At 61.3% G+C, this 12936-nt stretch carries 9 protein-coding genes; 6 read left to right on the top strand and 3 right to left on the bottom strand.

Annotated elements, in window-relative coordinates; translation table 11 throughout:
- Nucleotides 1-55: 55 nt before the first annotated feature.
- The 5 genes from pheT to ACQ4W7_RS18525 all read left to right on the top strand — a co-directional run bounded on the left by pheT (nucleotide 56) and on the right by ACQ4W7_RS18525 (nucleotide 5807).
- Nucleotides 56-2482: a phenylalanine--tRNA ligase subunit beta gene (gene pheT / locus ACQ4W7_RS18545; RefSeq protein ID WP_436532363.1), complete on the top strand. Its 2427-nt coding sequence runs from the start codon at nucleotides 56-58 to the stop codon at nucleotides 2480-2482.
- A 170-nt stretch (nucleotides 2483-2652) separates the two neighbouring features.
- Entirely contained in the window at nucleotides 2653-3000 is a 348-nt protein-coding gene (locus ACQ4W7_RS18540) for an integration host factor subunit alpha (RefSeq protein ID WP_010399205.1), read from the top strand.
- Between the two features lie 10 nt (nucleotides 3001-3010).
- Complete coding sequence (locus ACQ4W7_RS18535) at nucleotides 3011-3415, top strand: MerR family transcriptional regulator (RefSeq protein WP_436532361.1); 405 nt, start codon at nucleotides 3011-3013, stop codon at nucleotides 3413-3415.
- Between the two features lie 199 nt (nucleotides 3416-3614).
- Nucleotides 3615-4247, top strand: a complete 633-nt coding sequence (locus ACQ4W7_RS18530) for a response regulator (protein WP_034783185.1) — start codon at nucleotides 3615-3617, stop codon at nucleotides 4245-4247.
- A 219-nt stretch (nucleotides 4248-4466) separates the two neighbouring features.
- Nucleotides 4467-5807, top strand: a complete 1341-nt coding sequence (locus ACQ4W7_RS18525) for a sensor histidine kinase (protein ID WP_426070286.1) — start codon at nucleotides 4467-4469, stop codon at nucleotides 5805-5807.
- A 68-nt stretch (nucleotides 5808-5875) separates the two neighbouring features.
- On the opposite strand, the gene ACQ4W7_RS18520 is transcribed toward ACQ4W7_RS18525, so the two are convergent.
- On the bottom strand, nucleotides 5876-6685 hold the full coding sequence (locus ACQ4W7_RS18520; protein ID WP_426070285.1) for a Crp/Fnr family transcriptional regulator: 810 nt from the start codon (nucleotides 6683-6685) through the stop codon (nucleotides 5876-5878).
- Nucleotides 6686-6938: 253 nt separating this feature from the next.
- A complete protein-coding gene (locus ACQ4W7_RS18515; RefSeq protein ID WP_436532359.1) occupies nucleotides 6939-8996 on the bottom strand; it encodes a methyl-accepting chemotaxis protein in 2058 nt (685 codons plus the stop codon).
- 187 nt (nucleotides 8997-9183) lie between these two features.
- On the opposite strand from ACQ4W7_RS18515, the gene ACQ4W7_RS18510 reads away from it, so the two are divergent.
- Entirely contained in the window at nucleotides 9184-10872 is a 1689-nt protein-coding gene (locus ACQ4W7_RS18510) for a peptide chain release factor 3 (RefSeq protein ID WP_426070283.1), read from the top strand.
- A 60-nt stretch (nucleotides 10873-10932) separates the two neighbouring features.
- On the opposite strand, the gene ACQ4W7_RS18505 is transcribed toward ACQ4W7_RS18510, so the two are convergent.
- Nucleotides 10933-12825, bottom strand: coding sequence for a putative bifunctional diguanylate cyclase/phosphodiesterase (locus ACQ4W7_RS18505; RefSeq protein WP_436532356.1), 1893 nt, complete (start codon nucleotides 12823-12825; stop codon nucleotides 10933-10935).
- Between the last annotated feature and the right edge of the window lie 111 nt (nucleotides 12826-12936).

The following is a 12936-nucleotide window of genomic DNA, read 5'->3' as shown; positions in this document are numbered from 1 at the left end:
ATGCGCTGGAGCGTGCCCTCGCATGCTCGCGTATTGAACATTTGAAAGCTTGATTATGCAATTTTCCGAAAACTGGCTCCGTACCATGGTCGACCCGAAGATGACTTCGGACGAACTGGCCCATCTGCTGACCATGTCCGGTCTCGAAGTCGAGGACGTCGATCCTGTCGCCCCGCCGTTCTCGAACGTGGTGGTGGGCCTGGTCCTGGAGATGGAAAAACATCCGAACGCGGACCGCTTGAATGTGTGCCAGGTCGATGTCGGCACGGGCACCATGCTCAACATCGTCTGCGGCGCACCGAACGTGCGCCCGGGCTTGAAAGTCGTCTGCGCGATGGCGGGCGCCGTGCTGCCGCCCGGCGCCGATGGCAAGCCGTTTGAAATCAAGGTGGGCCAGCTGCGCGGCGTCGAGTCGCAAGGCATGCTGTGCTCCGCGCGCGAACTGAAATTGTCGGAAGAAAACGCCGGCTTGATGGAATTGCCGGACGACGCACCGATCGGCCAGAATTTCCGCGACTATTTTGCCTTGAATGACTTGAAATTCACCATCAAGTTGACGCCGAACAAGGCGGACTGTCTGTCCGTGCTGGGCGTGGCGCGTGAAGTGTCGGCGCTCACGGGCGTGCCCCTGAATGTGCCGCAGTTCCGCACCGTGCCTGTTTCCAGCGACGAAGTCTTGCCGGTGAAAGTCAGCGCGCCGGACCTGTGCGGCCGTTTCACGGGCCGCGTCATCCGCGGCTTGAACGCCCGTGCCGCCACGCCGGACTGGATGAAGCAGCGCCTCGAGCGCAGCGGCCAGCGTCCGCTGTCGGCTCTGGTCGACATTTCCAACTATGTCATGCTGGAACTGGGCCGTCCTAGCCACGTGTTTGACCTGGCGAAGATACACGGCAGTCTCGATGTGCGTTGGGGCAAGGCGGGCGAATCCGTCAAGCTGTTGAACGGCAACACCATTGCCGTCGATGAGTGGATCGGCGTCATCGCCGATGAGCAGGAAATCGAATCGCTGGCCGGCATCATGGGCGGCGACGCCAGTTCGGTCTCGGACGATACGCATAGCATCTACCTGGAAGCGGCGTTCTGGTGGCCAAACGCGATTCAAGGCCGCGCGCGCCGCCTGAATTTCTCCACCGATGCGGCGCACCGCTTCGAGCGCGGCGTCGATTTCGCCACCACCGTCGAGCATATCGAGCGCATCACGGCCCTGATCGTGGAAATCTGCGGCACGCCAGCGACCAGCGTCGGCCCTGTCGACGACCACGTGGTGAACTTGCCGCAACGCCAGCCCGTGACGATGCGCACGGCGCGCGCGCAAAAGGTCATCGGCGTGCCGCTCAATGATGCGTTGATCGCCGATATCTTCACGCGCCTGGCCTTGCCATTCACCCTGGCGGACGGCGTATTTTCCGTGACCTCGCCCAGCTACCGTTTCGACATCGAGATTGAAGAAGACTTGATCGAGGAAGTGGCGCGCGTGTACGGTTTTGAAAACATCCCGACCTTGCCGCCCGTGGCTGAGAACGTGATGCAGATTGCGCCAGAAAATACACGTTCGCTGTTTGCGGTGCGTCATGAGCTGGCCGACCTGGGCTTCCAGGAAGTGGTTAACATGAGCTTTGTCGATACGGCATGGGAGCGCGATTTCTCGGGCAACACCCAGCCGATCAAATTGCAGAACCCGATCGCCAGCCAGATGAGCGTGATGCGTTCCTCGCTGATCGGCAGCCTGATTGCCAACGTGCGCTATAACCTGAACCGCAAGACGAACCGCGTGCGCATCTTCGAAGTGGGTGCCATTTACCAGCGCGACGACAGCGTGGAAAACGGTCCCTTGTCGGTGGCTGGCTACGCCCAGCCAAAGCGCGTGGCAGCCATGGCCTACGGCCCGGTAGCCGACGAGCAGTGGGGCCAGGCTACACGCACGGTCGACTTCTTTGACGTCAAGGCGGACCTGGAAGCGCTGTTCGCGCCGTTGGCCTTGCGCTTCACGAAGGCGGAGCATCCGGCCCTGCATCCAGGCCGTTCGGCCAACGTGGAATTCGATGGCAAGGTCATCGGTTTCATCGGCGAATTGCACCCGCGCTGGATGCAAAAGTATGACTTGCCGCTGGCACCCGTGCTGTTCGAAGTCGACGCCGCCGCCTTGACGCAAAGAGTCGTGCCCGTGTACCAGGAAATTTCGAAATTCCCTGGCGCCAGCCGCGATCTGGCCGTGGTCGTCAAGCAATCGGTGGCGGTGCAGGATCTGCTCGACAGCTTCCATGCTGCCGCCAAGGCAAGCCCGGCAGCGCGTATCGTGCAAGCCATTGTTTTATTTGATGAATATCGTGGAAAAGGGCTGGAAGCGGATGAAAAAAGCCTTGCTTTCCGGATTAGCTTGCAAGATACTCAAAACACTCTGCAAGACGATGTCGTCGATGGCCTGATGGCTGTCCTGATCGATGCAGCCAAGCAGGGCCACGACGCGAAACTGCGTTCGTAATTACCGGACTGGCCGTCGCCTTGCGTGACGGCCTTTCCGTCGTCAACCGTAGACGAGCTTGCCATGTGGCAGGCTCGGGCGCACAGAAAAGGCAGGGCAGGAAAATTAATAACAGCGACGTTGATTCCGCCGTACTGCAATCCGCACTGGCCGCCGATCTGCATCGGGCCATGCTGGTTGCCAAAGTGCGCCAGGAAGCGGAAAAAGATTTACCCACCTTGACCAAGGCTGAACTGGCTGAACTGTTGTTCGAGCAAGTGGGCCTGAACAAGCGCGAAGCGAAGGATATGGTCGAGACCTTTTTCGACGAGATCCGCAATGCGCTCGAGCGGGGAGAGGCCGTCAAGTTGTCCGGTTTCGGCAATTTCCAGTTGCGCGACAAGCCGCAACGGCCGGGCCGCAATCCGAAGACGGGAGAAGAGATCCCCATCACGGCGCGTCGTGTCGTGACCTTTCATGCGAGCCAGAAGCTGAAAAGCATGGTCGAAGAGACCAGTCCGCTGGCACGTGCTGCCTGAGTGAGTGGCGATGAACGAGCGCATCAGTAAAACCGAGTTGATCGCCTTGCCGCCCATTCCGGCGAAACGCTATTTCACGATCGGCGAAGTGAGCGAATTGTGCGGCGTCAAACCGCACGTATTGCGCTACTGGGAGCAGGAGTTTTCCCAGCTCAAGCCGGTCAAACGACGTGGTAACCGCCGTTATTATCAACACCATGAAGTGCTGTTGATACGCCGTATCCGTGAATTGCTGTATGAACAAGGCTTCACTATCAGTGGCGCGCGCAACAAGCTCGATAGCCGTGGCGCATCGCATGCCATCCTTGATGAGCTGCCTGTGCTGCCGACCGTGCCTGTCGTGCCGCAGGAAGCACCGCTGGACCGCGTGTGGATACGCAATGAATTAATTGCGATTTTAAACTTGCTAAAATAAGATTTGTACCAATATAGGTGGGGTTGTCCGATACCGCTTGACTATACTGCATGGCACAAGCCTAGACGCTGCGGGTATCGTACGACACGCCATATTTTGAATATAATGTTAATGTTGCGTTTTTGTTAGTGACGCTAAGCCGGAGCAGCGTTCAGGTTCCGGTAGTCTTTCCCAGGCCAGGAAAATTTAAGGGGAAACAATGATACGCGTTGCCATTTGTGATGATCACCAAATAGTACGAGCTGGATTCAAACAGATTTTTTCGTCGTCAAGCGATTTCAGTGTGGTGGCGGAAGCCGGTACCGGGCGTGAAGCGCTCGATATCGCCCGCCGCGAAATTTGCGATGTGCTGTTGCTCGATATCGCCATGCCCGATCAGAGCGGCATCGATACCTTGCGCACGATCCGCCAGGGCCAGCCGGAATTGCCCGTGCTGATCCTCAGCGGCTATCCCGCGCAGCAATACGCATTGAACCTGTTCAAGATGGGCGCGAATGGCTATCTGAACAAGGAATGCGAAGCCGATGAGCTGATGACGGCCGTGCGCACCGTGTTTCAGGGGCGCCGCTACGTCAGTTCCACCGTCGGCGAATTGCTGGCGCAGTCGTTCGACCGCGATACGAATGCCGCCCTGCATACGGAATTGTCGGACCGCGAATTCCAGGTCTTCCTGCGCCTGGCGCGCGGCGCCACCGTGTCCGATATCGGCGTGGCCTTGTCGCTGAGCATCAAGACGGTGAGTACCTACCGTACGCGCATCATGGAAAAAATGGGCTTGCAATCGAACAGCGACTTGACCTATTACGCAATGAAAAACAATTTGCTTGACTAGCGCAGCGGTGCGATCATGGAAACATGATCGCTCAGCCAGCTAAGCAGCACGACTTGTGCAGTGCAGCAGTCTGTGGCGAGGATTATAATTGGCCGGCGCCGGCGCTTTCTCCCGCGCCGAACCTTGCTAAGGATGCACATCAGGATGTATTTCACCGTTGAACCGGCCCCGAATCACCGCCTGCCCCTCTACAAGACAATCCTTTGCGTGGCTTGCGCCTTGTTGCTTGTACTTAATGGTTTCAGTCTCTTTCATAATCTGCAATCGCTGAAGGGCACGAACGCCTTGCTCAGCCAGAGCGCCCGCGTAGCGGACCGCCTGCAGTATTTGAACGTGCTCGTGTTGGACGCGGAAAGCAGCTTGCGCGGCTATTTCATTTCCGGCTCGGAAACCTATCTGGGGCCGTCGAAGACCGCCACCACCGAAATCGACAACGAATTCAACGAGCTGCAAACCTTGCTCGCGGGCAGTCCCACCCAGCTGAAAAATCTGGCCCAGCTGAAAAGCTTGATCCGTCGCAAGATGTCGATGTTGCAAGAGTCGATCGAGGTCTACAAGCAGGGCGGGCTGGCCGAAATCGTCAATATCTCGCGCGTGACCGACGACCGCGCCACCATGGACGAAATCCGCCTGCAGGTGGTGATCATGACGCGCGAGCAGAATGAAGCGCTGTCGTCCGGCAGCGCCGCCTTTTATCATGAGTACCAGAAAGCCGTGCTGCTCGGCATTGGCATCAATGCGCTGGCCATCCTCGTGCTGATCATGTTTTACCAGCTGGTGCGGCGCAGCTTCCAGAACCGCGCGGCCGTCGAGTATGCATTGCAAAATGCCAACGACACCCTGGAATCGACGGTCAGCAAGCGCACGGAGCAATTATCTGTGCTGTCGCGCCATTTGATCAGTGTCAATGAAGTGGAGAAGGCGCGCCTGGCGCGTGAGCTGCACGATGAGCTGGGCGCCAATTTGACCTCGATCAGCATGGACCTGGGCGCCGTCACGCAGCAACTGGCGCACACGCAGCCGGCACTGGCGGCACAATTGCGACGTGCCAAGGCCACCCTGCTGGAAACGGTGGAACTGAAGCGCCGCATCGTCGAGGATTTGCGCCCCAGCCTGCTGGACAACCTGGGCCTTTGCGCCGCCATCGAAAGCTATTGCGAAGATTTTACGCGCATGAGTTCGGTACGCTGCGAAACGGACGTGGCCATCAATATCGACAACCGCGAAGCCACCCTGACGATCGCCCTGTTCCGTATCGTGCAGGAATCGCTGACGAATATCCTCAAATATGCGCGCGCCGGCATGGTCAGCGTGACATTGAAACGCAATGAACACGGCTTGGTGCTGCGTGTGATCGATGACGGCATCGGTATTACCGAAGATGCCCTGCAAAAACCCATGTCGCACGGCTTGCTGGGCATGCGCGAGCGGGCCTTGCTGTTGGGTGGCAGCCTGACCGTGCGCCAGGGCCCGGAAGGCAAGGGCACGTGCGTGGAAGCCGTGATTCCGTTGCCGCTGACGCCTGAGCCGGAAGAGATCGACGAAGACGCCAGCGTTTGACTGGGTAGGGATAGAAAAATGGCCGGGCATGCAGCCCGGCCATTTTTTTGAGCATGCTGCACCGTCGATCAGCAGCGCGACACGTCGCGCAGCAAACGGTCGTATTCCGTCTTGGCCACCTTGTAGCACTCACCCGCATAGCCTTCCAGGCCAGCGCGGTCCAGCACCGTGATATTGCCGCGGCGATAGTGTATCAAGCCTTCATCCTGTAGCTTGCCGGCAGCGGCCGTGATGCTTTCGCGGCGCACGCCCAGCATGATGGAAATGAGCTCTTGCGTCACTTTCAATTCGTTCGATGGCGAACGGTCCAGGCGGTCCAGCAGCCAGCGGCACAGCTTTTGCTCGATCGAGCTGTGGCGGCCGCCGACGGCGTTTTGCGCCATTTGCGCAAACAGGGCGTTGGTATAGCGCATCAGCAACTGCGGCAGGGCGCCGCCCTGGTTGAAGGCATCGCGCAAGCTTTGCGTCTTCAGGCGGTAACCGTAGCCGGCGCTTTGCACGACGGCCGTGCACATGGCGCGCTCGCCCGCCAGCAGCGAAGCACCAGCCACGCCTTCATGGCCGACGACAGCGATTTCCGTCGTGGCGCCATCTTCCATCACATACAACAAGGAAATGATGGCGGTGGTGGGGAAATAGCTGTATTCCATGTTGTTGCCGTAGGCATATAATTCCTTGCCGAACGGCAGTTCCACCAATTCCAGGTCTTCGAACAGCGATTCGAGCGCGGCGCGCGGCAGGGCTGCCAGCAATTCATTCTGTTGGGCACTGCTGAGGCTAACCCGCGACGCAAGCTTGATTTCCCGTCCGGCTGCCGGCATGACGCGCGGCAGCAACTGGTTCTTCTGGACCGGGGTGATAAGTTGAGTATGGTTCATAGTATTCCTCACAGGCTTTTTACATCGGAGTGCGACTGCCGCGTTGCTGGTCAAAAAAGTTGCCGAACACATGTGGTAATACTTATGTGGTAATACGCATGTGGTAACAGCATTTTTGTCGACCGCGCGGTGCAGATCGCGATGTAGTTACTTTAAAAGCTTATGTAAGTGGCGAACATAAGATTAGCAGTCGCCACTTTGTAGTCTCTTTTGAGGTGGAATTGTAGTCCTTGTCCTACGTGCGCACTTTTGACTAGCTGGCCTTGCGCCGTTCTGCGCGATTTTGTGATATGACACGCGGCTTATTGGCGCTCCACAGGCCGGCCGGACGCACGCTGGGCAAGCCATCACGCACGCTCGCGGCGCTCACCTGGCGCGCGCCAGGTATCTCGTGTTCGCCCAGGCGGAAGCGGCTGACGGCCTGCGTCAGTGCCTCACCTTCCTGGAGCAGGCGCTGCGAACCGGCGCGCGCTTCGTCGACCAGGCCGGCGTTCTGGCGCGTCATATCATCGATTTGCGCCAGTGCCTGGTTGATGCGGGCGATCTCGCCATTCTGCTCGGCGCCGGCGCTGCTGATGCGTCCGATCACCAACGCCACTTGCTGCACCGCATCGACAACTTGCCGCATGGTGTTGCCGGCGGCATTGACGAGGTCGCCGCCCGCATCCACGGTGGCCACGGAATCGCCGATCAGGCGCTTGATTTCCAGCGCCGCCTCGTTCGAGCGCTGCGCCAGGCTGCGCACTTCGGACGCGACGACGGCAAAGCCGCGCCCTTGCTCGCCCGCGCGTGCTGCTTCCACAGCCGCGTTCAAGGCCAGGATATTTGTCTGGAAGGCGATGCCGTTGATGACCCCGATGATGTCGACGATCTTGTGCGAGCTGGCCTTGATCGAGGCCATGGTCTCGACCACGGCGCCCACTGTCTGGCCGCCGCGCAGGGCGACGTCGGCCGCTGTCGCCACCAGGGTGCGCCCCTGTCCCACATGGGCTTCATTGCGGCCCACGGTGGCCGTCAGTTCGCGCATCGAGTCGACGGTGGCGCCCAGCGCGTCCGCTTGTGTGGCCGTGTGGCCGGACAGGGCGGCGTTGCCCTGGGCGATATCGGCGCCGGCGGCGGCGATGACGGCCGCGCCGCCGCGGATTTCCTGCACCAGGGTGGCCAGGCCGTGCGTCATGGCGCCGAAGTCGCGTACCAGGTCGCCGATTTCGTCGTGCGCCTGCGAGGTGATGCGTTGCGACAGGTCGCCCGCCGCCGCCGCGCCGACGGCCACGCGCAATTGCGTCACGTCGCGCGCGAACGCGGCATAGAAGCCGGCGCACAGGTAGGCGGCGGCCAGCAGCACCAGCAGCATGGCAGCCAGGATCAGGGCGCGGCGCGCCTCGTCGCGGGCGATGCGCTGCGCCAGCAGGCTGTCCAGGGCGGTGGCCGCGGCGATCGAGAGCGTGTGCAAGGTGTCGATGGCTTGCATGCCGGCCGCGTGGAATTGCGCGCCCGAAGTCTGGTCGTAGGAATTCGTCACTTCATTTTTGCTGCGTTCGAGGAAGGCCAGCGCGGCCGGCACGGCTTTCAGGGCTGCTTGCAGGCTGGCGCGCAGTTCCGGCTTGGCGGCGATGATTTCGTCGAAGCGGGCCGGCAGGCGCTCCAGTTCGTGGCGCGCGATCAGGGCGTTGGCGTTGACAAGTTGATCTTCATTCGCTTCGAACAGGCCCGTGTCGATGTAGGCGGCGCCGCGCCCGGCGATGTCGGACAGGCTCTCGGCCAAGTCGGGCAGGGTGGCCGTGAAGACGGCGCTCAGGTGGTTGGCGCCCGCGTCCGGGTCCAGGCTCAGATGCGAGCGGTCGGCCACCAGTTGGCCCAGTTTGGCCGCCTGGCGCAGCAGTGCCGTGTGCGCCGCGTAGCTGTCGCGCGCCGCGAGGCCCGCCTGGCGGCCCAGCAGGGCTTGCCACTGCTTCGTCAGCTCGGTCGCCTGGGGCAGGCCCGCGCCTGCCGGCAAGCGCGCCAGGGCTGCCAGCGCGGCCGTGATGCGCGTATTCAGGGCCGTGTTGTCCATGCCCGCCTTGCCGCTCAGGCGCAAGTGCTCCAGGCCGCGCCGCTGCTGCAGCAGCCGCGTGCCTTCGTGCAGTTGGCGCACATAGGCCACGCCCTGCTGCGCATCCTGCGCCTGGGCCAGCGACTTGCCCAGCTCCGAGATCAGCAGGGTGGTCGCCAGCGCCAGCGGCAGCAGGAAAACCAGGCAGACAAGCATGAATTTGGGTAGCAGGCGCAATCGCTGCATGAGTCGGATGGCGGGGGTGAGGAGGATTTTCATCGGGTTTCCAGGGTAGGGTGACAACATTTCTGCAGTGCAATGTTGCCTGCGGATTGTGACCTCTTGATGAAGTACGCGACAGCCTGGCTAATTCGTCCTGTCAATTTTGCCGTTCGCCAGAGTGAAGCAGTTCACACGGAAGGGCGATCCTTCTGTAAAATCGAGGGTTTTTTGCGAGGGCCATATTATGGTCACCAATATGGCCAACGAGAACGACATCACTACCCCCGATTCCAGCGACAATGCGGACAACGCCGCAGCGTCAGCCAGCAGCAAGGCGCCTGCCGTGATCGCGCGCGAAGTGCAGCGCCGCCGCACCTTCGGCATCATTTCCCACCCGGATGCGGGTAAAACCACCCTGACGGAAAAACTGCTGCTGTTCTCGGGCGCGATCCAGATGGCCGGTACCGTCAAGGCGCGTAAATCGGGGCGCCACGCGACGTCGGACTGGATGGAGATCGAGAAGCAGCGCGGTATTTCCGTCGCGTCCTCGGTGATGCAGTTCGAATTCCGCGGCCACGTCGTCAACCTGCTCGACACCCCGGGCCACCAGGACTTCTCGGAAGATACCTACCGCGTGCTGACGGCCGTCGATTCGGCCCTGATGGTAATCGATGCGGCCAAGGGCGTGGAAGCGCAGACGATCAAGCTGCTGGCTGTCTGCCGCATGCGCAATACGCCCATCGTCACGTTCATGAACAAGATGGACCGCGAGACGCGCGATCCGCTGGACCTGCTCGACGAACTCGAATCGGTGCTGAAGATCCAGTGCGCGCCTGTCACCTGGCCTATCGGCATGGGCAAGAACTTCCGCGGCGTGTATCACCTGCTGAAAGACGAGATCATGCTGTTCAAGGCCGGCGAAGAAAAAGCTGACGGCGCCTTCGAAATCATCAAGGGCATCGACAACCCGCGCCTGCAAGAGATGTTCCCGCTGGAGATGGACCAGTTGCGCATGGAAGTGGAACTGGTGCACGGCGCATCGAACCCGTTCAACCTGGAGGAATTCCTCTCCGGCGTGCAGACGCCCGTGTTCTTCGGTTCGGCCATCAACAACTTCGGCGTGCGCGAGATTCTTTCCGCGCTGGTCGACTGGGCGCCGGCGCCGCGCGAGCGCGACGCGACCGTGCGGTCGGTGGCGCCGACCGAGCAGCCGTTCACGGGGTTTGTGTTCAAGATCCAGGCGAATATGGACCCGGCGCACCGCGACCGCATCGCCTTTTTGCGCGTCTGCTCGGGACGTTTCGAGCGCGGCATGAAGGTCAAGCACTTGCGCCTGGGCCGCGAGATCAAGGTGTCGAACGTGGTGACCTTCATGGCATCGTCGCGCGAACAGGTGGAAGAGGCGTACGCGGGCGACATCATCGGCTTGCCGAACCATGGCAACATGCAGATCGGCGACAGTTTTTCCGAAGGCGAGATGCTGACCTTTACGGGTATTCCGTACTTTGCGCCAGACTTCTTCCGCTCCGTGCGCATCCGTAATCCCTTGAAAATCAAGCAGTTGCACAAGGGCCTGCAACAGCTGGGCGAAGAGGGCGCGGTACAGGTCTTCAAGCCGGTGCAGGGCGGCGAACTGGTACTGGGCGCCGTCGGCGTGCTGCAGTTCGAAGTGGTGGCCAGCCGTTTGCTCAACGAGTATGGCGTCGACGCTGTGTTCGAGGGCACCAGCATCAGCAGCGCGCGCTGGGTCAGCTGCGACGACAAGCGCGTCCTGCAGGATTTCGAGAACGCGCTGGGTCACAACGTGGCCTACGATGCGGCCGGCAACATGGCTTACCTGGCGACGTCGGGCGTGAACCTGCGGCTGACAGAAGAGCGCTGGCCGAAGCTGAAGTTCCACGCGACGCGCGAACATTCGGCCAAGCTGGCTTGATGTAGTAGTGGTGTCGGATTACGCGCTTTGCGCTAATCCGACACTATCATCGACAGCCATTCAGGCCGGCATGATGCTGCGCGTGCTCCAGTCACGCCGCTCCAGCAGCAATGCCGTCAACTGCGCCGCCGTCATCGGGCGGGCGAAGAAAAAGCCCTGCACGTTGTCGCAGCCGGCTTTTCTTAAAAACTCCACCTGCTGCACTGTTTCCACGCCTTCGGCCACCACTTTCAAATGCAGGCTGTGCGCCATGGCGATGATGGCCGTGACGATGGCTTCGCCCTCGCCAGGCAAATCGTGCACGAAGCTGCGGTCGATTTTCAGCTGGTCGATGGGCAGGCGCTTCAGGTAGGACATCGAGGAGTAGCCGGTGCCGAAATCGTCGATCGACAGGTGGATGCCCGTTTCCTGCAGGCGTCGCATCAGTTCCACGTTGGCGTGGACATTGTCCATCAATACCCCTTCCGTGATTTCCAGCTCCAGCAAGCCATGCGGCAGCTGCGTCTCGTGCAGGATGGCGCGGATATCGTCCATCAGTCCCGGGTCGCGCGCCTGGCAGGCCGACAGGTTGACGGCCACGTGTTCGAGCGAATCGAGCAGGCCCGCCTTGCACCAGAGGGCCGCTTGGCGGCAGGCGCTTTGCAGCACCCAGCGTCCCAGGTCGACGATGATGCCGCTTTCCTCGGCCACGGGAATGAATTCGCTGGGGCTGAGCTGCCCCATCTCGCGGCAATGCCAGCGTATCAGCGCTTCCACGCCCACGATACGCCCGCTGCGCAAGTCGATTTGCGGCTGGTAGTGCAGATACAGTTCCTCGTTTTGCAGGGCCTTGCGCAGGTTCGCTTCCATGCGCAGGCGGCGCTGGGCGCGCAATTCCATTTCTGACTGGAATACGGCGTAGCGGTTCTTGCCCTGGTGCTTGGCGTGGTACATGGCCGTGTCGGCATTGCGCGTCAGGGTCGCCACGTCCTGCGCATCGAACGGATACAGGCTCACGCCGATGCTGGCGCTGACATACAGCTGGTGCCCTTCCAGCGCGAACGGCGTGGCCAGCACGGCGAGGATCTTGCTCGCCACGCTGGCCATTTCCGAGGCGTCGTCGGCCGGTTCGACGATGACGACGAATTCGTCTCCGCCGATGCGGCAGATGATGTCGGTGCCGCGCAGGATCGCCACCAGGCGCTCGGCAACCAGTTTCAGCAACTGGTCGCCGCAGTGGTGGCCCAGCGTATCGTTGACCACCTTGAAGTTGTCCAGGTCCAGCAACAGCAGTCCTACGCTGCTGTCCTGGCGGTCGGCGCGCGCCAGCGCGTAGGCCAGTGCGTCGTTGAATTCATGGCGGTTCGGCAGTTGCGTGACCGGGTCGACGTGGGCCAGGTAATGCAAATGGTGTTCCGCATGCTGTGCGGCGCTGCGCGTGCGGCGCACCATCAGCGCCGTCAGGCCGAATGCACACAGGCAGACCAGCAGGGTGAAGGCGGAAAATTGCGCCAGGCTGCCCAGCAGTGGCGCCAGGCTGGCGCGCAGATACAGTGCGCCGCCGCCGGGCAAGGTCCGGAGGATGGCGGCGCTGCCGTCCAGGTAATCGATTTGCTGACCGGTACGCGGCGCCTGGGGCGCGGCATCGCTGGCGCTGCGCGCGTAGCGGGCGAATGGCGTGCCATACGGGCTGTAGAGCAGCGCTTGCCGGATATGCGGCGCGGCGGCGAGGGAGGCGAGCAGCTGTTGCGCCGCAAGACGATCGTCCTGGCGCATGGCTTGGGCGGCGGCAGGCGCCAGCATGTCGGCCTGGATGCGCAGATTGCGCTGGAAAGATGTCTGGAGGGAAAATAACTGGAAGAGGATCAGCAGCAGGCTGGCCGCGGCCAGCATGGCCGCTGCGGCCAGCAGGTTCAGCCTGGCTATCCGGTCACCGCGCAACTGCACCGAGGGCAGCATCAATGGCGCCATCATGACGCATTCTCCTGCCGGCCTCGCTTGTCGCCACCCCGTGTGATCCCGCCTCGCCCTGCCATACTTTACGTTCCAGTCTGATGAAAACCGAAGTGAGCCGGAACTCTCAAC

Source organism: Janthinobacterium algoris (assembly GCF_051380935.1).
GTDB lineage: Bacteria > Pseudomonadota > Gammaproteobacteria > Burkholderiales > Burkholderiaceae_D > Janthinobacterium.
This window is presented reverse-complemented; position numbering and strand designations above follow the sequence as displayed.